The sequence below is a fragment of the Paraburkholderia caballeronis genome (genome assembly GCF_900104845.1).
Taxonomy (GTDB): Bacteria; Pseudomonadota; Gammaproteobacteria; order Burkholderiales; family Burkholderiaceae; genus Paraburkholderia; species Paraburkholderia caballeronis.
In genome coordinates this window covers 656176-675654 of the sequence record NZ_FNSR01000001.1, presented here as the reverse complement: position 1 = coordinate 675654, position 19479 = coordinate 656176, and the positions used below count along the sequence as shown (strand labels likewise).

At 68.6% G+C, this 19479-nt stretch carries 24 protein-coding genes and 1 riboswitch; all 24 genes read right to left on the bottom strand.

The window, feature by feature from the left end; genetic code table 11:
• Window positions 1-45: 45 nt before the first annotated feature.
• The 24 genes from BLV92_RS02990 to BLV92_RS32850 all read right to left on the bottom strand — a co-directional run bounded on the left by BLV92_RS02990 (window position 46) and on the right by BLV92_RS32850 (window position 19072).
• Window positions 46-411 (bottom strand): phosphoribosyl-ATP diphosphatase, encoded by a 366-nt coding sequence (locus tag BLV92_RS02990; RefSeq protein ID WP_090542099.1) that lies wholly within the window; start codon window positions 409-411, stop codon window positions 46-48.
• Window positions 408-824, bottom strand: coding sequence for a phosphoribosyl-AMP cyclohydrolase (gene hisI, locus BLV92_RS02985; RefSeq protein WP_090546789.1), 417 nt, complete (start codon window positions 822-824; stop codon window positions 408-410). The genes BLV92_RS02990 and hisI overlap by 4 nt, the downstream gene beginning before the upstream one ends.
• Window positions 825-834: 10 nt before the next feature.
• Window positions 835-1617 carry an imidazole glycerol phosphate synthase subunit HisF gene (gene hisF, locus BLV92_RS02980; RefSeq protein WP_090542097.1) on the bottom strand — a complete coding sequence of 261 codons (783 nt, stop codon included), beginning with the start codon at window positions 1615-1617 and terminating at the stop codon, window positions 835-837.
• A gap of 279 nt (window positions 1618-1896) precedes the next feature.
• On the bottom strand, window positions 1897-2649 hold the full coding sequence (hisA, locus tag BLV92_RS02975) for a 1-(5-phosphoribosyl)-5-[(5-phosphoribosylamino)methylideneamino]imidazole-4-carboxamide isomerase (RefSeq protein WP_090542095.1): 753 nt from the start codon (window positions 2647-2649) through the stop codon (window positions 1897-1899).
• Window positions 2650-2848: 199 nt separating this feature from the next.
• On the bottom strand, window positions 2849-3490 hold the full coding sequence (gene hisH, locus BLV92_RS02970; RefSeq protein ID WP_090542093.1) for an imidazole glycerol phosphate synthase subunit HisH: 642 nt from the start codon (window positions 3488-3490) through the stop codon (window positions 2849-2851).
• Window positions 3491-3728: 238 nt separating this feature from the next.
• The gene (hisB, locus tag BLV92_RS02965) at window positions 3729-4316 is read right to left on the bottom strand and encodes an imidazoleglycerol-phosphate dehydratase HisB (RefSeq protein WP_090542091.1); all 588 of its coding nucleotides are present in this window, start codon (window positions 4314-4316) and stop codon (window positions 3729-3731) included.
• Window positions 4317-4366: 50 nt separating this feature from the next.
• Complete coding sequence (gene hisC / locus BLV92_RS02960; RefSeq protein ID WP_090542089.1) at window positions 4367-5437, bottom strand: histidinol-phosphate transaminase; 1071 nt, start codon at window positions 5435-5437, stop codon at window positions 4367-4369.
• 154 nt (window positions 5438-5591) lie between these two features.
• Entirely contained in the window at window positions 5592-6911 is a 1320-nt protein-coding gene (hisD, locus tag BLV92_RS02955; protein WP_090542087.1) for a histidinol dehydrogenase, read from the bottom strand.
• A 78-nt stretch (window positions 6912-6989) separates the two neighbouring features.
• The gene (gene hisG / locus BLV92_RS02950) at window positions 6990-7697 is read right to left on the bottom strand and encodes an ATP phosphoribosyltransferase (protein ID WP_090542085.1); all 708 of its coding nucleotides are present in this window, start codon (window positions 7695-7697) and stop codon (window positions 6990-6992) included.
• On the bottom strand, window positions 7694-8956 hold the full coding sequence (gene murA / locus BLV92_RS02945) for a UDP-N-acetylglucosamine 1-carboxyvinyltransferase (protein WP_090546787.1): 1263 nt from the start codon (window positions 8954-8956) through the stop codon (window positions 7694-7696). Before murA ends, hisG begins: the two co-directional genes overlap by 4 nt.
• Before the next feature lie 113 nt (window positions 8957-9069).
• On the bottom strand, window positions 9070-9315 hold the full coding sequence (locus BLV92_RS02940; protein ID WP_090542083.1) for a BolA family protein: 246 nt from the start codon (window positions 9313-9315) through the stop codon (window positions 9070-9072).
• A 10-nt stretch (window positions 9316-9325) separates the two neighbouring features.
• Window positions 9326-10090 (bottom strand): ABC transporter permease, encoded by a 765-nt coding sequence (locus BLV92_RS02935; protein ID WP_090542080.1) that lies wholly within the window; start codon window positions 10088-10090, stop codon window positions 9326-9328.
• On the bottom strand, window positions 10087-11013 hold the full coding sequence (locus tag BLV92_RS02930) for an ABC transporter ATP-binding protein (RefSeq protein WP_090542078.1): 927 nt from the start codon (window positions 11011-11013) through the stop codon (window positions 10087-10089). Before BLV92_RS02930 ends, BLV92_RS02935 begins: the two co-directional genes overlap by 4 nt.
• Before the next feature lie 215 nt (window positions 11014-11228).
• Complete coding sequence (locus tag BLV92_RS02925) at window positions 11229-11498, bottom strand: STAS domain-containing protein (protein ID WP_090542076.1); 270 nt, start codon at window positions 11496-11498, stop codon at window positions 11229-11231.
• Window positions 11495-12124, bottom strand: coding sequence for an MlaC/ttg2D family ABC transporter substrate-binding protein (locus BLV92_RS02920; RefSeq protein ID WP_090542074.1), 630 nt, complete (start codon window positions 12122-12124; stop codon window positions 11495-11497). The genes BLV92_RS02925 and BLV92_RS02920 overlap by 4 nt, the downstream gene beginning before the upstream one ends.
• A 132-nt stretch (window positions 12125-12256) precedes the next feature.
• Window positions 12257-13180 carry an MlaA family lipoprotein gene (locus tag BLV92_RS02915; protein ID WP_090542072.1) on the bottom strand — a complete coding sequence of 308 codons (924 nt, stop codon included), beginning with the start codon at window positions 13178-13180 and terminating at the stop codon, window positions 12257-12259.
• A 13-nt stretch (window positions 13181-13193) separates the two neighbouring features.
• On the bottom strand, window positions 13194-13733 hold the full coding sequence (gene mlaD, locus BLV92_RS02910; RefSeq protein ID WP_090542070.1) for an outer membrane lipid asymmetry maintenance protein MlaD: 540 nt from the start codon (window positions 13731-13733) through the stop codon (window positions 13194-13196).
• 87 nt (window positions 13734-13820) lie between these two features.
• Entirely contained in the window at window positions 13821-14588 is a 768-nt protein-coding gene (mlaE, locus tag BLV92_RS02905; RefSeq protein ID WP_090542068.1) for a lipid asymmetry maintenance ABC transporter permease subunit MlaE, read from the bottom strand.
• Window positions 14585-15409: an ABC transporter ATP-binding protein gene (locus tag BLV92_RS02900; protein WP_177197985.1), complete on the bottom strand. Its 825-nt coding sequence runs from the start codon at window positions 15407-15409 to the stop codon at window positions 14585-14587. The genes mlaE and BLV92_RS02900 overlap by 4 nt, the downstream gene beginning before the upstream one ends.
• A gap of 124 nt (window positions 15410-15533) precedes the next feature.
• Window positions 15534-16646, bottom strand: a complete 1113-nt coding sequence (gene thiE, locus BLV92_RS02895) for a thiamine phosphate synthase (RefSeq protein ID WP_090542064.1) — start codon at window positions 16644-16646, stop codon at window positions 15534-15536.
• Window positions 16643-17464: a thiazole synthase gene (locus BLV92_RS02890; RefSeq protein ID WP_090542062.1), complete on the bottom strand. Its 822-nt coding sequence runs from the start codon at window positions 17462-17464 to the stop codon at window positions 16643-16645. The genes thiE and BLV92_RS02890 overlap by 4 nt, the downstream gene beginning before the upstream one ends.
• Window positions 17465-17541: 77 nt before the next feature.
• Window positions 17542-17739, bottom strand: a complete 198-nt coding sequence (gene thiS / locus BLV92_RS02885) for a sulfur carrier protein ThiS (RefSeq protein WP_090542060.1) — start codon at window positions 17737-17739, stop codon at window positions 17542-17544.
• Window positions 17740-17819: 80 nt separating this feature from the next.
• Window positions 17820-18953, bottom strand: coding sequence for an FAD-dependent oxidoreductase (locus BLV92_RS02880; RefSeq protein WP_090542058.1), 1134 nt, complete (start codon window positions 18951-18953; stop codon window positions 17820-17822).
• The gene (locus BLV92_RS32850; protein ID WP_256216323.1) at window positions 18950-19072 is read right to left on the bottom strand and encodes a hypothetical protein; all 123 of its coding nucleotides are present in this window, start codon (window positions 19070-19072) and stop codon (window positions 18950-18952) included. The genes BLV92_RS02880 and BLV92_RS32850 overlap by 4 nt, the downstream gene beginning before the upstream one ends.
• A 151-nt stretch (window positions 19073-19223) precedes the next feature.
• A riboswitch (TPP riboswitch) is annotated at window positions 19224-19337 on the bottom strand.
• Window positions 19338-19479: the final 142 nt, after the last annotated feature.

Below are 19479 nucleotides of genomic sequence, written 5' to 3'. Positions count from 1 at the left end.
TGTGCCGACGGTCTATGCGATGGGGATGGATGCCGGAAGCACGGCTCAGTCGCCGTCGCGCTCGCGTTCGCGGCTCTTGCGCAGCGCCTTCTCCTCCAGCCCCGACAGGCCTTCGCGGCGCTCCAGCTCGGCCAGCACGTCGGCCGGGCTCAGCCCGAAGTGCGACAGCGCGACGAGGCAATGGAACCACAGGTCCGCGACCTCGCCAACGAGACTCGCCGGCGCGCCGCCCTGCCGCACGTCCTTCGCGGCCAGCACGACCTCGGTCGCCTCTTCGCCGATCTTCTTCAGCACCGCGTCGTCGCCCTTGTGAAAAAGGCGCGCGACGTAGGAAGCGTCCGGATCGCCGCCCTTGCGGCTGTCGATGACCGCCGCGAGGCGCAGCAGCGTGTCTTGCGTGGTTTGCGTCATTTGTAGATGTGTTCGGGGTCTTTCAGCACCGGATCGACCGCGGCCCACTGGCCGTCGTCGACGGTGCCTTCGAATTTCTGGAAGAAGCACGAGTGGCGGCCGGTGTGGCACGCGATGCCGGACACCTGCTCGACCTTCAGCAGCACGACGTCCTCGTCGCAGTCGAGCCGGATCTCGTGCACGTGCTGCACGTGGCCGGACTCCTCGCCCTTGAACCACAGCCGCTGCCGCGAGCGCGAGAAATACACCGCGCGGCCCGTTTCGACGGTCTTCGCGAGCGCATCGCGGTTCATCCACGCGAACATCAGCACGTCGCCGCTCGCCGCTTCCTGCGCGATCACCGGCACGAGGCCGTTCGCGTCCCAGTTCACCTTGTCGAGCCACGCCGCCTGCGCGGCGCCGTCCTGCTGGATATTCGTCACGTCACAACCTCACCGAAATGCCCTGCGCGGCCATGAAACGCTTCGCCTCGCCGACCGTGTGTTCGCCGTAGTGGAAGATGCTCGCCGCGAGCACCGCGTCCGCGCGCCCTTCGACGACGCCGTCCGCCAGATGCTGAAGCCCGCCGACGCCGCCCGACGCGATCACCGGCACCGGCACCGCGTCCGACACCGCGCGCGTCAGCGCGAGGTCGAAGCCGCTCTTCGTGCCGTCGCGGTCCATGCTGGTCAAAAGGATTTCGCCCGCGCCCAGTTCGGCCATCTTGCGCGCCCATTCGACCGCGTCGATGCCGGTCGGCTTGCGCCCGCCGTGCGTGAACACTTCCCAGCGGGGCGCGGCGCTGGCGTCGCCGGCGTCCGGCACGCGCTTCGCGTCGATCGCGACGACGATGCACTGCGAACCGTATTTGTCCGCCGCGTCGCGCACCAGTTGCGGGTTCGCGACCGCCGACGAGTTCATGCTGATCTTGTCCGCGCCCGCGTTCAGCAGGCGTCGCACGTCCTCGACCGCGCGCACGCCGCCGCCGACCGTCAGCGGAATGAAGACCTGCGACGCGACCGCCTCGATGATCGGCAGGATCAGGTCGCGCTGGTCGGACGTCGCGGTGATGTCGAGAAACGTGAGTTCGTCCGCGCCCTGGTCGTCGTAGCGGCGCGCGATTTCGACCGGATCGCCGGCGTCGCGCAGTTCGACGAAGTTGACGCCCTTGACGACCCGGCCCGCGGTCACGTCGAGACAGGGGATGATGCGTTTAGGTAGAGCCATGATCTTGCCGATGTTGCCTGTGGTAGCGTCGCCGCCCGACGGCGGTCGAAGTGGCCGGAAAGCGGCGGCCGGTTGCGGTGTGCTGCGCGGTTCGGCTTCGCCGCCCTGCGCGTGATGCCTTGCCGTTTCTCTGTCAGACGTCGATGGGCCACCTGCCTGCCCGCTTCGCATCCCGCCGCGCACCGCCCGGGTCGCGCGCCCTCAGCCGGAACGATACCGCGCCGTCACGACTGCCGCGCATTCGCGCGCGGCGTCCGGACCGCGCGCCGGGTCACGCGCTCACGCGTCGTCGGATTCGCGCAGGCTGTCCGCGCGCGTCTGCGCCGCCGCGAAGTCCAGATCGCCCGAGTAGATCGCGCGGCCGCAGATCACGCCTTCGATCCCTTCGGTCTCGACTTCGCACAGCGCGTCGATGTCCGCGAGGTTCGACAGCCCGCCGCTCGCGATCACCGGAATCTTCACCGCGCGCGCGAGGCGCACCGTCGCCTCGATGTTGATGCCTTGCAGCATGCCGTCGCGGCCGATGTCCGTATAGATGATCGACTCGACGCCGTAGTCCTCGAACTTGCGCGCGAGATCGACCACTTCGTGGCCGGTCAGCTTGCTCCAGCCGTCGGTCGCGACCTTGCCGTCCTTCGCGTCGAGCCCGACGATGATGTGGCCGCCGAACGCCGTGCAGGCTTCCTGAAGGAAGCCGGGGTTCTTCACCGCCGCGGTGCCGATGATCACGTAGGACAGGCCGTCGTCCAGGTAACGCTCGATCGTGTCGAGGTCGCGGATGCCGCCGCCCAGCTGCACCGGAATCACGTCGCCGACTTCCGCGATGATCTCGCGGATCGCCTCTTCGTTTTTCGGCTTGCCGGCGAACGCGCCGTTCAGGTCGACGAGGTGCAGCCGGCGCGCGCCCCGCTCGACCCAATGGCGGGCCATCGCTGCCGGTTCCTCGGAGAAAATCGTCGCCTGGTCCATATCGCCCTGCTTCAGGCGTACGCAGTGACCGTCTTTGAGATCGATGGCCGGAATCAGCAGCATAGCAATCGGATGTTATCTGGGAAGAAAGTGGGAATTTCGCCGGCGCGGTGGCGGAAAAAAGCCGGATCCGGCGCCGTTTCGCTAGTTTAGTACAACTCTTTCGGCGGGCTTGCTGACGCAAATCGGAATCGGAACGGCCTGCCGGAACAGGCCGCGGACTCCGGAGCGCCAGCGGGTGCGCGCACTTCAGGGATTCGGATCAGGGATTCCAGTGAACGAAGTTGCGGTACAGCCGCAACCCGGCTGCTGCGCTCTTTTCCGGGTGGAATTGGGTGGCGAAGATGTTATCCCGCGCCACAGCCGAGGTAAAGGGCGCGCCGTACGGCGTCTCGCCGACCGTGTGCTCCGGGTTGTCCGGCACGACGTAGTAGCTGTGCACGAAATAGAAGTAGCTGCCGTCCGGCACGCCGTCCCACAACGCGTGCGGCCGCACTTCGCGCACCACGTTCCAGCCCATCTGCGGCACCTTGAAGCGCGAGCCGTCGTCCTGCAGCCGGCCCGCCAGCTCGAAGCGCACGACCTTGCCCGGCAGCAGGCCGAGGCCCTTCGTGTCGCCCTCGGCGCTCCAGTCGAACAGCATCTGCTCGCCGACGCACACGCCCATCAGCGGCTTCGTGCGCGACGCTTCGATCACCGCTTCCTGCAACCCCGACTCCGCGAGGCAGCGCATGCAGTCGGGCATCGCGCCCTGGCCCGGCAGCACGACGCGGTCTGCCGCGCGGATCGCTTCCGGCCGCTCGACGATCGCCACGTCCGCCTCGGGCGCAGCCTTCTTCAGCGCCTGGGCAACCGAACGCAGATTGCCCATCCCATAATCCACAATCGCAATTGAAGTCTTCATCTCGATTCAGGCCGCGTGGCCCTGCCGTTGCCGGTCCGCACGCGGGTTTGCCCCGCCGTGAGCCGTCCAGTGTCGTATCCGTCAGTCGTGCGCCGGTTCAGGGCCCTGTCCGCAGGCGGCGGCCCGCATGCCGGTCGCCGTCATCGCATCGGGCGGCGGCCGCGCATCGCTGCGGCGGAACCCGCCGGCCGGTCATCGCGATGCACGGCGCGGCCAGTGCCGAGCCGGCGCCCGCGCGTCAGAGGCTGCCCTTCGTCGAAGGAATCGTGCCCGCGGCGCGTCCGTCGAGTTCGGCGGCCATCCGCAGCGCGCGGCCGAACGCCTTGAACACGGTTTCCATCTGGTGATGCGCGTTCAGCCCGCGCAGGTTGTCGATGTGCAGCGTCACGCCCGCATGATTGACGAACCCGCGGAAAAACTCGATCGACAGATCGACGTCGAACGTGCCGATCCGCGCGCGCGTGAACGGCACATGGAATTCGAGACCGGGCCGGCCGGAGAAGTCGATCACCACGCGCGACAGCGCCTCGTCGAGCGGCACGTAAGCGTGACCATAGCGGCGGATGCCCTTGCGGTCGCCGATCGCCTGCGCGACCGCCTGGCCGAGCGTGATGCCGACGTCCTCGACCGTATGGTGGTCGTCGATATGCAGGTCGCCATGCGCCTCGATGTCGAGATCGATCAGACCATGCCGCGCGATCTGGTCGAGCATGTGGTCGAGGAACGGCACGCCGGTCGCGAGCTTCTGCTCGCCGGTGCCGTCGAGATTGATCTTCACGCGGATTTGCGTTTCGCTGGTGTTGCGAACGACTTGCGCGACGCGCATGGTAATTCCTTGAATCAGCCCTTGGCAGGAAGGTGGGTTGGGGACGACGCTCAGTTCAGCACGAGTTTCAGTGCCGCGACGAGCCGCGCGTTCTCGTCGGGCGCGCCGACGGTCAGACGCACGCAGTTCGCGAGCAATGGGTGCATTTTACTCACGTTTTTGATCAGCACCCGCGCGGACAAAAGCGTTTCGAACACCGCCGACGCGTCGGGCACCCTCACCAGCAGGAAATTGCCGGCGCTGTCGAACACCTGCGCGCCCGGCAGCGCGGCCACCTCGGCGGCCAGCTTCCCGCGCTCGACGCGCAGTTGCGCGGCCTGCGCGTCGAGCACGTCGACGTGGTCGAGCAGGAACGTCGCGGCGGCCTGGGTCAGCACGTTGATGTTGTACGGCGGCCGCACCTTGTCGAACTCGTTCAGCCACGTCGGCCGTCCGGCCAGGTAACCGAGCCGGATGCCCGCGAGTCCGAGCTTCGACACCGTGCGCATCACGACGACGTTGTCGAACTCGCCCGCGCGCGGCATCCACGAATGCTGCGCGAACGGCTGGTACGCCTCGTCGATCACGACGAGGCTCTTCGATGCGGCCGCAATGATCCGCTCGATCGCGCCGTCGTCGAACAGCGTGCCGGTCGGGTTGTTCGGGTACGCGAGCCAGATCACCGCCGGCTCGTGCTCGGCGATCGCCGCGAGCATCGCGTCGGCGTCGAGCGTGAAGTCCGCGCGCAGCGGCACGCCGACGAACCCGACGTGCGCGAATTTCGCGGACATCGCGTACATCACGAAACCCGGCTCCGGCGCGAGCACCTTCGCGCCCGGCTTCGCGCACGCGACGGTAATCATGCTGATGATCTCGTCGGAGCCGTTGCCGAGCAGCACGTCGCAGTCGGGCGGCACGCCCATGGTCCGCTTGATCTTGTCGATCAGCGCATCCGGACGCGGCGCCGGATAGCGGTTCAGCGCGACGCCGGCCAGATGCTCGCCGAGCTTCGCGGCGAGATCGGGCGGCAGCGCAAACGGGTTTTCCATCGCGTCGAGCTTCACGAACCCGCTGGCGTCCGGCACCGGGTAGCTCGTCATCGCCAGTACTTCGGGGCGAACGATCTGTTGTGGTCTGGTCATGTGGGGCGGGCCGGCCCGCGCGGGCAAGCCTGACACGGGCGGCTTCGAGGCCGCCCTGGTTATCGTCGTCTGCTGATAGCGTGTGTTGCCGTCGTGCGGCCGGCCGCGCAGGCTGCGAATCGCAGTCGCCTGGCGCGGACCCCGGCGCGCTGCGTCAGAGCTGCTTCATCCGGTATTCGGCGCTGCGCGCATGCGCCTGCAAACCCTCGCCATAGGCGAGTTCCGCGGCGATCTCGCCGAGCGTCTGCGCGCCCTCCGCGCTCACCTCGATGACGCTCGACCGCTTGATGAAATCGTAGACGCCGAGCGGCGACGAAAAACGCGCGGTGCGCGACGTCGGCAGCACGTGGTTCGGTCCCGCGCAGTAGTCGCCGAGGCTCTCGCTCGTGTAGCGGCCGAGGAAGATCGCGCCCGCGTGGCGGATCTCGTTCGCCCACTGCTGCGGCTCCAGCGCGGAGATTTCGAGGTGCTCCGGCGCGATGTCGTTCGCGATCGCGCACGCCTGCTCCATGTCGCGCACCTTCACCAGCGCGCCGCGGTTCGTCAGCGACGTGCCGATCACGTCGGCGCGCGGCATCGCCGGCAACAGCTCGTGGATCGCCTCTTCGACGCGCGCAATGAACGCGGCGTCCGGACACAGCAGGATCGACTGCGCGAGTTCGTCGTGCTCGGCCTGCGAGAACAGGTCCATCGCGACCCAGCGCGGATCGGTCGTGCCGTCGCACAGCACGAGAATCTCGGACGGCCCGGCGATCATGTCGATGCCGACCGTGCCGAACACGCGGCGCTTCGCGGACGCGACGTACGCGTTGCCCGGCCCGCAGATCTTGTCGACCGCCGGAATCGTCGCGGTGCCGTACGCGAGCGCGGCCACCGCCTGCGCGCCGCCGATCGTGAACACGCGATCGACGCCGCCGAGCAGCGCCGCCGCGAGCACGAGCGGGTTCTTCACGCCGTCCGGCGTCGGCACGACCATCACGATCTCGCGCACGCCGGCGACCCGCGCCGGAATCGCGTTCATCAGCACCGACGACGGATACGCGGCCTTGCCGCCCGGCACGTACAGGCCGACGCGGTCGAGCGGCGTCACCTTCTGGCCGAGCACCGTGCCGTCCGCTTCCGTGTATTGCCAGCTATGGCTGCCGCATTCGATCCGCTGCTTCTCGTGATAACCGCGCACGCGCGCCGCGGCCGCTTCGAGCGCCGCGCGCTGTTTCGGTTCGAGGCTTTCGAGCGCCGCTTCCAGCTCCGCGAACGGCAGTTCCAGCGCGGCGACGCTCTGCGCGCCGAGCCGGTCGAAGCGGTTCGTGTAGTCGAGCACGGCGGCGTCGCCGCGCGCCTTCACGTCGGCCAGAATCTGCGCGACCGCGCGTTCGATCGCTTCGTCCTCGCTCGCCTCGAACGCGAGCACCGCGTGCAGCGCCTTCTTGAACCCGTCGGCGCTGGAGTCGAGTTTGCGAATCCTGATAGCCATGCTGATATCCATCCGTTTCAGTAATGCGCGCGATCGTCGTGGGCTCGCGCGCGGCGGCGGCCGGTGCAGGCCGCCCCGTCAGCCCGCCGCCTGCTTCGCGACGGCGCCGCGCCGCGACGCGCGCTCGAACGCGTCGATGAACGGCCGCAGCGCGGTCCGCTTCAGCTTCAGCGCCGCCTGGTTCACGACGAGGCGCGACGAGATCTGCATGACCTCCTCCACCTCGACCAGGTTGTTCGCGCGCAGCGTGCCGCCCGAGCTGACGAGATCGACGATCGCGTCCGCGAGGCCGACGAGCGGCGCCAGTTCCATCGAGCCATACAGCTTGATCAGATCGACGTGCACGCCCTTCGCGGCGAAATGCTCGCGCGCGGTCTCCACGTACTTCGTCGCGACGCGCAGCCGCGCGCCCTGCCGCACCGCGGTCGCGTAGTCAAAGCCGGCCGCGACCGCGACCGACATCCGGCAGCGCGCGATGTCGAGATCGATCGGCTGGTACAGCCCGCCGCCGCCGTGTTCGAGCAGCACGTCCTTGCCCGCGACGCCGAAGTCGGCCGCGCCGTATTCGACGTAGGTCGGCACGTCGGTCGCGCGCACGATGATGACGCGCAGGTTCGGGTCGGTCGTCGGCAGGATCAGCTTGCGCGAGGTCTCCGGGTCTTCCGCGACGTGCACGCCGGCCGCCGCGAGGAGCGGCATCGTTTCCTCGAAGATACGCCCCTTCGACAGCGCGAGCGTCAGCGGTGCGCCCGGGGCCGCAGCCGGCGTCGGTGCGACTGCGCTCATGCTGCGCTCCCCTTGATGCGCTTCGCCTGCGCGCCGATCGCGGTCAGCTTCGCTTCCATCCGGTCGTAGCCGCGATCGAGGTGGTAGATCCGGTCGATCAGCGTTTCGCCTTCCGCGCACAGGCCCGCGATCACGAGGCTCGCGGACGCGCGCAGGTCGGTCGCCATCACCTTCGCGCCGGACAGCGCGGGGACGCCGGTCACGAGCGCGGTGTTGCCGTCGGTCGTGATGTGCGCGCCGAGGCGGTTCAGCTCCTGCACGTGCATGAAGCGGTTCTCGAAGATCGTCTCGACGACCTGCGACGTACCGTCCGCGAGCGCGTTCAGCGCCATGAACTGCGCCTGCATGTCGGTCGGGAACGCCGGGTATTCGGACGTGCGCAGGTTGACCGCGCGCGGGCGCTGGCTCATCCGCACGCGCATCCAGTCGTCGCCTTCCTCGATCGTGACGCCCGCTTCGCGCAGCTTGTCGGTCACCGCGTCGAGGATGCGCGGCCGCACGTGCCGCAGCGTCACGTCGCCGCCCGCCGCCGCGACCGCGCACAGGAACGTGCCGGCCTCGATGCGGTCGGGAATCACCGTGTGGCGCGCGCCGTGCAGCCGCTCGACGCCCTGGATCACGAGACGGTCGGTGCCGATCCCGTCGATCTTCGCGCCCATCGCGACCAGCAGGTTCGCGAGGTCGCCGACTTCCGGCTCGCGCGCGGCGTTTTCGATCACCGTCTCGCCGTCCGCGAGCACCGCCGCCATCAGCAGGTTCTCGGTGCCGGTCACGGTAATCATGTCGGTGACGATGCGCGCGCCCTTCAGACGCTTCGCGCGCACCTCGATGAAGCCGTGCTCGATGTTGATCTCGGCGCCCATCGCCTGCAGGCCCTTGATGTGCTGGTCGACCGGCCGCGCGCCGATCGCGCAGCCGCCCGGCAGCGACACCTTCGCCTCGCCGAAGCGCGCGACGAGCGGCCCGAGCACGAGGATCGACGCGCGCATCGTCTTCACGAGTTCGTACGGCGCGACGAGGTTGTCGACCTTCGACGCGTCGAGCTGCACGCGGTTGCCCGACTGTTCGGTGCGCACGCCCATCTGCGCGAGCAGCTTCAGCGTGGTGCGCACGTCCTGCAGGTCGGGCACGTTGTCCAGATGAACCGGCTCCGCGCTCAAGAGGCTTGCGCAAAGGATCGGCAGCGCCGCGTTCTTCGCGCCCGACACCGCGACTTCTCCTGCGAGCCTGCGCCCGCCGACGATCACGAGTTTGTCCATGCCTGTCGTTTCCTGATCGGCGCGGCCTTGCAGCGCCGCCGCCTGTTTTGCGTGGTGCGCGCCGCTCGCCGCGGCGCCGTTGTCCTGGGTGGTTCGCACTGATGTTCCAGAGATTAGCCGTTCTGCCATTCGGCGGGCGTCAGGGTTTTCATGCTGAACGCGTGGATTTCCTCGCGCATGCGCTCGCCGAGCGCCGCGTATACGAGCTGGTGCCGCTGGATCAGCCGCTTGCCTTCGAAGCTCGGCGACACGATCGTCGCGAAGAAATGCTGGCCGTCGTCGCCCTCGACTTCGAGGTGCAGGCATTCCAGCCCGGCCGAGATGTATTGCTTGACCTGTTCGGAAGTAGGCCCGGACATGTGTTTGCTCCTAGTGGCGCAGCTTGTAGCCGGATGCGAGCATGCGCATCGCGAGCACGGCCAGCACCACGAAAAATCCGGAAACGATCGCGAAGCTCACGAGCGGGTCGATGTCCGACACGCCGAAGAAGCCATAGCGAAAGCCGTCGATCATGTAGAAAAACGGGTTGAGCTTCGACACCGCGCGCCACACCGGCGGCAGCGTGTGCGTCGAATAGAACACGCCGGACAGGAACGTCAGCGGCATGATCAGGAAGTTCTGGAACGCGGCGAGCTGGTCGAACTTCTCGGCCCAGATGCCGGCGATCAGCCCGAGCGTGCCGAGAATCGCGGAGCCGAGAATCGCGAACGCGATGATGTAGAACGGCGCGGCGAAGCTCATCGGCACGAACCACACCGTCACGACGAACACGCCGGCGCCGACCGCGAGGCCGCGCACGATCGACGCGAGCACGTATGCGCCGTACATCTCCCACGCCGCGAGCGGCGGCAGCAGCACGAACACGAGGTTGCCGGTGATCTTCGACTGGATCAGCGACGACGAGCTGTTCGCGAACGCGTTCTGCAGCACGCTCATCATCACGAGGCCCGGCACCAGAAAACTCGTGTACTCGACGCCCGCATACACCTGCACGTGGTCGCGCAGCGCGTGGCCGAAGATCGTCAGATACAGCAGCGCGGTGACGACCGGCGCGAGCACGGTCTGGAACGACACCTTCCAGAACCGCAGCACTTCCTTGTAGAACAACGTGCTGAAACCGCCATAGCCGCTCATGCCAGCCCCTCGACCACTTCCGGACCGTTCATCACCTGCACGAATACATCCTCCAGATCGGCCTTGCGGACCTCGATTTCCTCGAACCGGCAGCCCGCCGCGCGGCACTGCGCGAGAATCCGCTCGACGTCGTCGTAGCTCGCGAGCCGCAGCAGATGCTGACGGCCGCCCGCGTTCGCCGGATCGACTTCGAGCGCGCGCAGCTCGGCCGGCAGCACGCCCTCCGCGAAGCGCAGGAACAGTTGCGTGCCCGCGAAGCGCTGCAGCAGCGCGCTCGTGCGTTCGAGCGCGACCACTTCGCCGCGGCGCAGCATCGCGATGCGGTCGCACAGCGATTCCGCCTCTTCCAGATAATGGGTGGTCAGCACGATCGTGTGGCCTTCGCGGTTCAGGCGCGAGATGAACTTCCACAGCGTCTGCCGCAGTTCCACGTCGACGCCGGCGGTCGGCTCATCGAGCACGATCACCGGCGGCCGGTGCACGAGCGCCTGCGCGACCAGCACGCGGCGCTTCATCCCGCCGGACAGCGCGCGCATGTTCACGTCGGCTTTTTCGGTGAGGTCGAGGTTCTCCATCACCTCGTCGATCCACGCGTCGTTGTCGCGCAGCCCGTAGTAGCCGGACTGGATGCGCAGCGTTTCGCGGACCGTGAAGAACGGATCGAACACCAGCTCCTGCGGCACCACGCCGAGCGCGCGGCGCGCGTTGCGGTAGTCGGCGACGACGTCGTGGCCGCGCACGGCGATCGTGCCTTCGTCGGCGCGCGCGAGGCCCGCGAGAATGCTGATGAGCGTCGTCTTGCCCGCGCCGTTCGGGCCGAGCAGCCCGAAAAACTCCCCTTCTTCGACCGTGAAGCTGACGCCCTTGAGCGCCTGCAGCTCCTTGTAGCGCTTCTTGACGTTGCGGATTTCTATGGCTGGCATGACTCTGCGCCGCCCCGCCAGCAAACTGGTGGCGACGGCTGAAATGTGCGTAAAACTGCGGGGGATACCGGAATGAGGGACGGCTCGCGCCGCGTCGGTGCTCTGACGCAAAGCCCCAAAAAACGGTTGATTATAGGGCAAAGTCGGTAGGACCGATTCGCCCCGGGGGCGGGAGAAGGCAGCGGCGTCGCCCGATGGGCGACCGCCGCCGCGGGTCAATGTCGCTCGCCGAGGAGCGGATCGACGCCGTATGCGTGCGCGAGGCTCGCGAGCGCGGGAGGCAGGTTCACGACGTCGAGCGACTGGCCGCGTGCGCGCGCCGCGCGCTGCCACGCGATCAGCACCGCGAGCGCCGACGAGTCGAACTGCTTGAGCGGCATGCAATCGACGCCGGTCGCGCCCGCCGCGATGCGTGCGAGACCGGCCGCGAGCGCGGCCTTCGCGCTCGCGTGGGTCAGCGTGGCGCCGGTTTCGAAGCGGCTCACGACGCCTTGCCCGCCGCCAGTTGCTGGTTGCGCTGCGTGAGGAACTGGAGCAGCCCGTCCACGCCGCCCTGCTGGATCTTTTCCTGGAACTGCTGCTGGTATGCCTGGATCAGCCACGCACCGAGCACGTTGATGTCATACACGCGCCAGCCTTGCGGGGTCTTGTACAGACGGTAGTCCAGCTCGATCGGCTGGCCGTTGTTCAGCACCGTCGAGCGGACCACGACGTCGGTGTCGTCCGGGCTCGTGCGGAACGGCTTGTACTGGATCTGCTGGTCGCGGACCTGCGCGAGCGCGCCCGAATACGTGCGGATCAGCAGCGTCTTGAACTGCTCGACGATCTGCTCCTGCTGCGCCGGCGTCGCGCTGCGCCAGTTGCGGCCCATCGCCAGTTGCGTCGTGCGGCGGAAGTCGGTGTACGGCAGGATCCGCTCGTTCACGAGTTCGGTGATCCGCGTGAGGTCGCCGGACTGGATCGACTTATCGCCGCGAATCTGGTCCATCACCTGCTGGGTCACGGTCTTGACCAGCGTGTCGGGGTTGCTCGTGTCCACCGTCTGCGCGGAAGCCGCGCCGGCGAACGCAAAAAACATGGCAAAAAACGGAATAAGGAAGAATCTTTTCATATCAATTCCTGCGGACGGGGAAGGAAGCGCCCCACGGGAGCCAACGATACCATGCGCGTTTGACCGCGCTCCATCCGAAAACTGCGAACAAACTGCGACAAGCGTTTCCGGGTGTTACGCGGCCGGCGCCGGTCAGTGCAGACGCATCGCCGGATAGCCGAAGCGCGCCGGCGGCACCATCTGGCCGGCCGGCACGTTCGTTTCGCCGGGGCCGGAGGCGCCCTGCGGCGCGGCCGGCGCCTCGCTCGCGCCGGCCTGCCCGGGAGCAGCCGCGCCGGGTGCCGCAACCGGCGCGCCCGAGGCCGGCCCGGTGATGCCGTCTTCGTCGTACTTCGGCGGCGGCGCGCCGTCGCCGTAGTCGGGCAGGCCCGATGCGCCGCCCGTCAGCAGATAACGCCGCCGTTGCAGATAGGTGTTGCGCACGAACGAGTACCGGTCGAGCGCCGCGCCTTCGATCAGGTCGGTCGCGCCGAGCAGGTTCGCGCGGGTGCTGACGATGTTGAGCCCGTACAGCCCCCAGCTCACCCCGGCCGGATCGACGTAGGTGAGCGGGTTGACGAAGTAGTTCGCGCCGGTGCCGATCGCGTCGCGCACCGTGCTCGGGCCGAACAGCGGCAACACCAGATACGGGCCGGCCGGCATTCCGTAATGGCCGAGCGTGAGCCCGAAGTCCTGGCTGTGCTTCGGCAGCTTCGCGAGCGTCGCGACGTCGAACAGGCCGCCGACGCCGAACACCGTGTTGATCACGATCCGCATCAGGTCGCTGACGCCGTCCGCGATCTTCAGTTGCAGCAGGTTGTTCGCGACGTTGTACACGTCGCCGATGTTCGAGAAGAAGTTTGTCACGCTGTCCTGCACCGGCTGCGGCGTCACCTTCTTGTAGCCCTGCGCGACCGGCTTCAGCGCGTATTGGTCGACCTTGTCGTTGAACGTGAAGACCGTGCGGTTGAAGCCTTCCCACGGATCTTCCTTCACCGGCGTCTGCACCGTCGCACAGCCGGACAAGGCGAGCGCCGCCACGGCGAGCGATGCGATGCGCATGTGGTTGGTCTGCATTGTTGTTCTCCTTTTACTTGCCTGCCGCGCCCGCTGCGGGCGCCGTCGGCGGGGCGGCCGCGGGCTCGCCGCCGGCGGGTTTCGCCGCGCCGGAGTCCGCTGCCTTGCTGTACAGAAACTGCCCGATCAGGTTTTCGAGCACGATCGCCGACTGGGTCATCGTGATCGTGTCGCCGGCCTTCAGCATCTCGGTGTCGCCGCCCGGCTCAAGCCCGATGTACTGCTCGCCGAGCAGGCCCGACGTCAGGATCTTCGCGGACGTGTCCCTCGGAAACGGGTACTGCTGGTCGAGGTTGATCGTCACCAGCGCCTGGTACGTGTTCGGGTCGAAGCCGATCGTCGCGACCCGGCCGACCGTCACGCCCGCGCTCTTCACCGGCGCGCGCGGCTTCAGCCCGCCGATGTTGTCGAACTTGAGCTTCACCGGGTAGGTGGGCTGGAACGACAGCGAACTCATGTTGCCGGCCTTCAGCGCGAGAAACAGCAGCGCAATGACGCCCAGCACCACGAACAGGCCGACCCAGAAGTCGAGAGCATTCTTTTTCATCGTCATCCCAATCAGAATCCGTTGCGACGGCGGCGTGCGACGCGCCGCCGTGCCGCTGCATCGCGCACGGCAGCCGTGCGCGTGCGCCGGCCATCAACTGAACATCAGCGCGGTCAGCAGAAAGTCGAGGCCGAGCACCGCGAGCGACGCGTACACGACGGTCTTCGTCGTCGCGCGCGACACGCCTTCCGGCGTCGGCTTCGCCTCGTAACCCTGGTACAGCGCGGTAAACGTCACCGCAAAGCCGAACACGATGCTCTTGAGGACACCGTTGCCGACGTCCGCCCACACATCGACGCCGCTCTGCATCTGCGACCAGAACGCGCCGGGATCGACGCCGATCAGCACCACGCCGACCACGTAACCGCCGAGCACGCCGACCGCGCTGAAGATCGCCGCGAGGATCGGCATCGCGATCACGCCGGCCCACATCCGCGGCGCGACGACGACGCGCACCGGATCGACGGCCATCATCTCCATCGCGGTCAGTTGCTCGCCGGCCTTCATCAGCCCGATCTCGGCCGTCAGCGACGTGCCCGCGCGGCCAGCGAACAGGAGCGCGGTGACGACCGGCCCGAGTTCGCGCACGAGCGACAGCGCGACGAGCAGGCCGAGCGCCTGCTCGGAACCGTAGCGATTCAGCGTGTAATAACCCTGCAAGCCGAGCACGAAGCCGACGAACAGGCCCGACACCGCGATGATCAGCAGTGAATAATTGCCGACGAAGTGGATCTGCTTCGTGACAAGCCGCGGCCGGCGCAGCAGCGGGAAAAATTCGAGCAGGAGCCGCACGAACAGGCGCGCCGCATAACCGGCGCGCGTCAGTCCGTCGATCACGCCGCGTCCGATCGCGCTGATCATGACTGCCCTCCGCCGATGCCGAAGTCCGCTGCGAGCGGCTGCTGCGCGGGATAGTGGAAGCGGAACGGGCCGTCCGGCGCGCCGTCGATGAACTGGCGCACGGTCGGGTCCGTCGATTCGCGCAGTTCGGCCGGCGTGCCTTGCGCGTGCACGCCGCCGTTCGCGAGGAAGTACACGTAGTCGGCGATCGCGAACGACTCCGGCACGTCGTGCGTGACGAGGATCGACGTCGCGCCGAGCGCGTCGTTCAGCGTGCGGATCAGGTTCGCGGTGATGCCGAGCGAAATCGGGTCGAGGCCGGCGAACGGCTCGTCGTACATCATCAGTTGCGGGTCGAGCGCGATCGCGCGCGCGAGCGCGACGCGGCGCGCCATCCCGCCGGAAATCTCCGACGGCGCGAGGTCGCGCGCGCCGCGCAGGCCGACGGCGTTCAGCTTCATCAGCACGAGATCGCGGATCAGTTCTTCGGGGAGGTCGGTGTGCTCGCGCAGCGCGAACGCGACGTTCTCGAATACCGACATGTCGGTGAACAGCGCGCCGAACTGGAACAGCATGCCCATCTTGCGGCGCAGCGCGTAGAGGCCGTCGCGCGTCTGCGCGCCGACGTCCTGGCCGTCGAACAGCACCTGGCCGCGGCTTGCGCGCACGAGGCCGCCGATCAGCCGCAGCACCGTGGTCTTGCCGCCGCCCGAGCCACCCATGACCGCCACCACCCGACCGCGCGGGAAGCGCATGTTCAGCCCGGACAGGACGAGCCGGTCGCTATAGCCGAAATCGACGTCGCGCAGCTCCAGAAGGGTCTCAGTGGAAGAGGGCACCAGGCTGACAGTCCATTTACACGAAGGCGGAATTATAGGGCCATCATGAAAACACTGCCGTGACGCGCCCGGTCCCGAACACAACTCCCGCACCGGACGCCGCCTGGCGCCGATGCGGGGCGGACCATTATTGCGTAAACGCGCGCTGCAGCGCAGCAACGGCCGCGGCCGGATCGGCGGCTTCCGTGACCGCCCGCACGACCGCGGCGCAGCCGACACCGGTCGCGAGCACGTCGGGCAGCACGCCGCCGTCGACGCCGCCGATCGCGACCAGCGGCACCACGCCGTCGAGCAGCTTCACGTAGCGCGCGAGCCGCGCGAGCCCTTGCGGCTCGGTCGGCATCACCTTCGTCGTCGTCGCGAACACCGCGCCGAGCGCGAGATAACTCGGGCGGAAGTGCAGCGCGACCAGCATCTCGTAATAGCCGTGCGTGGACAACCCGAGCCGCACGCCGGCTGCGGCGATCGCGCCGAGGTCGGCGTCGCGCACGTCCTCCTGGCCGAGGTGCACGCCGTATGCGCCCGCGTCGATCGCCTCGCGCCAGTGGTCGTTGATGAACACCTGCGCGTCGTGCCGGCGCCCCGCCGCAACACAGCGTTCTATTTCCCGCGCCAATGCCGGCGACTTCGGCTGCTTGCTGCGCAACTGCACCGTCTTCACGCCGTAGTCGAGCACCCGTTCGACCCAGTCCGCCGTCGGCAGCACCGGATACAGGCCGAGCCTCGGCGGACACGGCGCGAACGGCTGCGCGGGCGCGTCCGGCAGGCCGGCTGCGCGCGGAAAGCGCGCGAAATCGACCGGCCACGCGTCGGCGGTGCGCGTCTCGTCGCCGTCGCGCCATGCGAGCGCGAGCACCAGCGCGTCGTGCGGCGCGAATCCACAGTCGAGGAACGCGGCGAGCGCCGCGACCCAGTCCTCCGCCAGTTGGCCTTCGAGCGCGTAACGCTCGCCGCCGAGATGCAGCGTCGCGCGGCCCCCTCCAGCGTCGTCGGCGGCCTCGATCACGCCCGCGCCCGCCGTCATCCAGCGCGCGATGTTCGCGAGATGCGGACCGGCGTCGGTCACGACGATCAGGTCGCCGCCGTTCGGCTCGTCGGGCGGGGTCAGGCACAGGCGCCACGGCGCGTGCGTCGGCGGCCAGTCGCCGAGCCGCGCGCGGATGCGCTCCGCCGCCTCGGTCAGTTCGTCCGCGGGCGGCCAGAACAGCTCGCGGTTCTTCAGCGTCAGCTTGCCGGTCATGCGTTGCCTCCATCCTGATGCCAGAACGGCATGCCGACGACCGGCGTGCTCGCGTGCGCGGTCTCGCGCTCCATCATCGGCCCGGCGAGATACGCCGCGCGCCCCGCCTCGACGCCGAGCGCGAACGCGCGCGCCATCGCGTCCGGATGCGTCGCCTGCGACACCGCCGTGTTCAGCAGCACGCCGTCGTAGCCCCACTCCATCACCTGGCACGCGTGCGACGGCACGCCGAGCCCCGCGTCGACGATCAGCGGCACGTCCGGCAGGCGCTCGCGCAGCACGCGCAGGCCGTACGGGTTCACGACGCCCTTGCCGGTGCCGATCGGCGCGCCCCACGGCATCAGCGCCTCGCAGCCCGCGTCGAGCAGACGCCGGCCGACCACCAGATCCTCGGTGCAGTACGGCAGCACCTTGAAGCCGTCCTTCACGAGCCGCGCGGCCGCCTCGATCAGCCCGACCGGATCGGGTTGCAGCGTGTAGTCGTCGCCGATCAGTTCGAGCTTGATCCAGTCGGTCTCGAACACTTCGCGCGCCATGTGCGCGGTGGTCACCGCCTCGTTGATCGTCAGGCAGCCGGCGGTGTTCGGCAGCAGCGGCACGCCGTGGCGCTTCAGCAGATCGAAGAAGCCGGCTTCGGCGCCGCCCTCGCTCATCTGCCGGCGCAGCGCGACGGTGACCATGCCGGGACGCGCGGCGGCGATCGCGTCGGACAGCGACTGCAGCGACGGATAACGCGACGTGCCGAGCAGCACGCGGCTCGCGAAGGTTTCGCCGTACAGCGTGAGCACGTCGGCGGTGGGGGTGGGGGTGGGAGTCATGACGAAGAATCCTTGCTGATCGCGTTGAAGAGGCGTGGTCGGCTCAAGGCGAGTAGAGCGGGCGGGCGAACGGCCGTTCAGCCGCCGGCGACCGGGCTCACGACGTCGAGCCGGTCGCCGGCGTGCAGCGCGCGCGCCGCATGCTGCGCGCGCGCGACGAAATCGCCGTTCAGCGCGACCGCGTACGGCGGACGCGCGCCGTACGCGGCGAGCGCGTCGGCGACGGTCGCGCCGTCGGGCAGCGACAGCGGCTTCTGGTTGATCTGGATGTCCATGTAAATCGGTTTGCTACCTGCAACGGGTAAGTTCGTTTTCGCATCGGGCGTGCCGCCAACGCACTGCCGCCCGCGCCGCTTTACGCGGGCTGTCGCGTGTCGTCGAGCCGCAGCATCTCGCCCCAGCGCGAGCGTTCGCGCAGCGCGCCGAACGCGTCGGCGTCCGCGACGCGGCCGTCGAGCAGCGCCTGCGCGACGCGCACCGTCTCGTCCGCCACTTCGGGCGCGATCATGTAGCCGTGCCGGTACAGGCCGTTCACGCGCAGCGTCCGCGCGCCGTCCCAGACGAGCGCGGGCCGGTGGTCGGGCAGCGTCGGCCGGCACTGCGAATTGAGTTCGAGGATCCGCGCCTCGCCGAACGCCGGGTGCACCGCGAACGCCGCGCTCAGCAGTTCGAGCGCCGAGCGCACGCTGACCGGCGACATATCCTCGCCCTCGATCTCGGTCGCGCCGATCACGTACACGTCGTGTTCCTTCGGCGCGATGTAGAGCGGATAACGCGGATGCAGCAGCCGCACCGGCCGCGTGAGGCCGATGCCGGGCGCGTGCACGCGCGCGACCTCGCCGCGGATGCCCCGCAGCGTCGGCAGCACCGGCTTCGCGCCGAGCCCGCGGCAGTCGATCGTCACGCGGGCCTCGGGCAGATGCGCATCGTCGACCGCGGTGTTCCAGTGCGTTTCGACGCGTCGCAGCGCGAGGGCGGCCGCCAGCGCGCGCAGCGCCTGGCGGTTGTCCAGTTGCCCTTCGCCGGCGAGCAGCCAGCCGCGCGCGAAGCGGCCGGCGAGCGCCGGCTCGGCCGCGTCGATCTGCGGGCCGGCGAGCGCGACGAACCCTTCGTCGGCCAGCGCGTGCGGCGCGTTCGCGCGCACGCGGCGCTCGAACAGCGGCGCCTCGGTGCGGTCCGCGTGATGCCAGACGACGAGCGTGCCGTTGCGCTGGAAGAACACCGGCTCGGGCAATTCCGCGAGGATGCGCGGCCACGTGTCGAGCGACGCGACGCCGAGTTCGGTGATCAGCAGTTCGGCGACCGCCGCCTCGGCGAGCGGCGCAAGCATCGCGGCGGCGACCCACGCGGCCGCCTGCGAACCGTCGGCGGGGCCGCGCTCGTACAGCGCGACGCGGTGGCCCGCGCCCGCGAGCCGCCATGCGACGAGCCGGCCGCACAGGCCGCCGCCGAGCACCGCGAAGTCGGGTTGCTGCGTGGTCGCGCTCATGATCGGACTCCGGCCTGCGCGAGCAGGCAAGCGGCCGGACACGCGGACAGACGCACGAACACGCCGGCGGTCAGCGCAGGAATGGGAAAATCGACTGAAGAAGCGGAATAAGCGGTCATCGTATCCTTTCCGTACGGTAAGAAGCACACGTACCCAAGGACGAAACCGGCTGGCAAGGCCGGCCGCGCAGGCGTGCAGCAATGCATGAAGCAATGGCCGCGCACGCTGCCCGGCGGGAATCTGGACGCCGTCATAAACCAATGCGCCCAGCAAGACTTTCCGGAAACTTCCCGCGCCGGTATTACCCGGATCGGGTGCGAAGGGTCTCTCTCAGCCTCGCCGCGGTACGCCCGGCATACCCGCGAAGCACCCCTGTTTCGTCAGCGGCCATTAGACCACAAAAGACAACGCCGCCGCAAACCGCGCCGCCGCATCGTCCGGGGCGCTGCCGCGCGCGATCGGCCGAACGGAATGTCGCGGTCGGCGCCGGCTCTGGCACAATGCCCCGCAGGGCGCCGCCACGCGG

Bases quoted from the DNA above. Each gene is read 5' to 3' on its own strand.
- BLV92_RS02990 (WP_090542099.1), bottom strand. From the start codon at position 411: ATGACGCAAACCACGCAAGACACGCTGCTGCGCCTCGCGGCGGTCATC.
- hisF (WP_090542097.1), bottom strand. From the start codon at position 1,617: ATGGCTCTACCTAAACGCATCATCCCCTGTCTCGACGTGACCGCGGGC.
- hisA (WP_090542095.1), bottom strand. From the start codon at position 2,649: ATGCTGCTGATTCCGGCCATCGATCTCAAAGACGGTCACTGCGTACGC.
- hisH (WP_090542093.1), bottom strand. From the start codon at position 3,490: ATGAAGACTTCAATTGCGATTGTGGATTATGGGATGGGCAATCTGCGT.
- hisB (WP_090542091.1), bottom strand. From the start codon at position 4,316: ATGCGCGTCGCGCAAGTCGTTCGCAACACCAGCGAAACGCAAATCCGC.
- hisC (WP_090542089.1), bottom strand. From the start codon at position 5,437: ATGACCAGACCACAACAGATCGTTCGCCCCGAAGTACTGGCGATGACG.
- hisD (WP_090542087.1), bottom strand. From the start codon at position 6,911: ATGGCTATCAGGATTCGCAAACTCGACTCCAGCGCCGACGGGTTCAAG.
- hisG (WP_090542085.1), bottom strand. From the start codon at position 7,697: ATGAGCGCAGTCGCACCGACGCCGGCTGCGGCCCCGGGCGCACCGCTG.
- murA (WP_090546787.1), bottom strand. From the start codon at position 8,956: ATGGACAAACTCGTGATCGTCGGCGGGCGCAGGCTCGCAGGAGAAGTC.
- BLV92_RS02940 (WP_090542083.1), bottom strand. From the start codon at position 9,315: ATGTCCGGGCCTACTTCCGAACAGGTCAAGCAATACATCTCGGCCGGG.
- BLV92_RS02935 (WP_090542080.1), bottom strand. From the start codon at position 10,090: ATGAGCGGCTATGGCGGTTTCAGCACGTTGTTCTACAAGGAAGTGCTG.
- BLV92_RS02930 (WP_090542078.1), bottom strand. From the start codon at position 11,013: ATGCCAGCCATAGAAATCCGCAACGTCAAGAAGCGCTACAAGGAGCTG.
- BLV92_RS02920 (WP_090542074.1), bottom strand. From the start codon at position 12,124: ATGAAAAGATTCTTCCTTATTCCGTTTTTTGCCATGTTTTTTGCGTTC.
- BLV92_RS02915 (WP_090542072.1), bottom strand. From the start codon at position 13,180: ATGCAGACCAACCACATGCGCATCGCATCGCTCGCCGTGGCGGCGCTC.
- mlaD (WP_090542070.1), bottom strand. From the start codon at position 13,733: ATGACGATGAAAAAGAATGCTCTCGACTTCTGGGTCGGCCTGTTCGTG.
- mlaE (WP_090542068.1), bottom strand. From the start codon at position 14,588: ATGATCAGCGCGATCGGACGCGGCGTGATCGACGGACTGACGCGCGCC.
- thiE (WP_090542064.1), bottom strand. From the start codon at position 16,646: ATGACCGGCAAGCTGACGCTGAAGAACCGCGAGCTGTTCTGGCCGCCC.
- BLV92_RS02890 (WP_090542062.1), bottom strand. From the start codon at position 17,464: ATGACTCCCACCCCCACCCCCACCGCCGACGTGCTCACGCTGTACGGC.
- thiS (WP_090542060.1), bottom strand. From the start codon at position 17,739: ATGGACATCCAGATCAACCAGAAGCCGCTGTCGCTGCCCGACGGCGCG.
- BLV92_RS02880 (WP_090542058.1), bottom strand. From the start codon at position 18,953: ATGAGCGCGACCACGCAGCAACCCGACTTCGCGGTGCTCGGCGGCGGC.
- BLV92_RS32850 (WP_256216323.1), bottom strand. From the start codon at position 19,072: ATGACCGCTTATTCCGCTTCTTCAGTCGATTTTCCCATTCCTGCGCTG.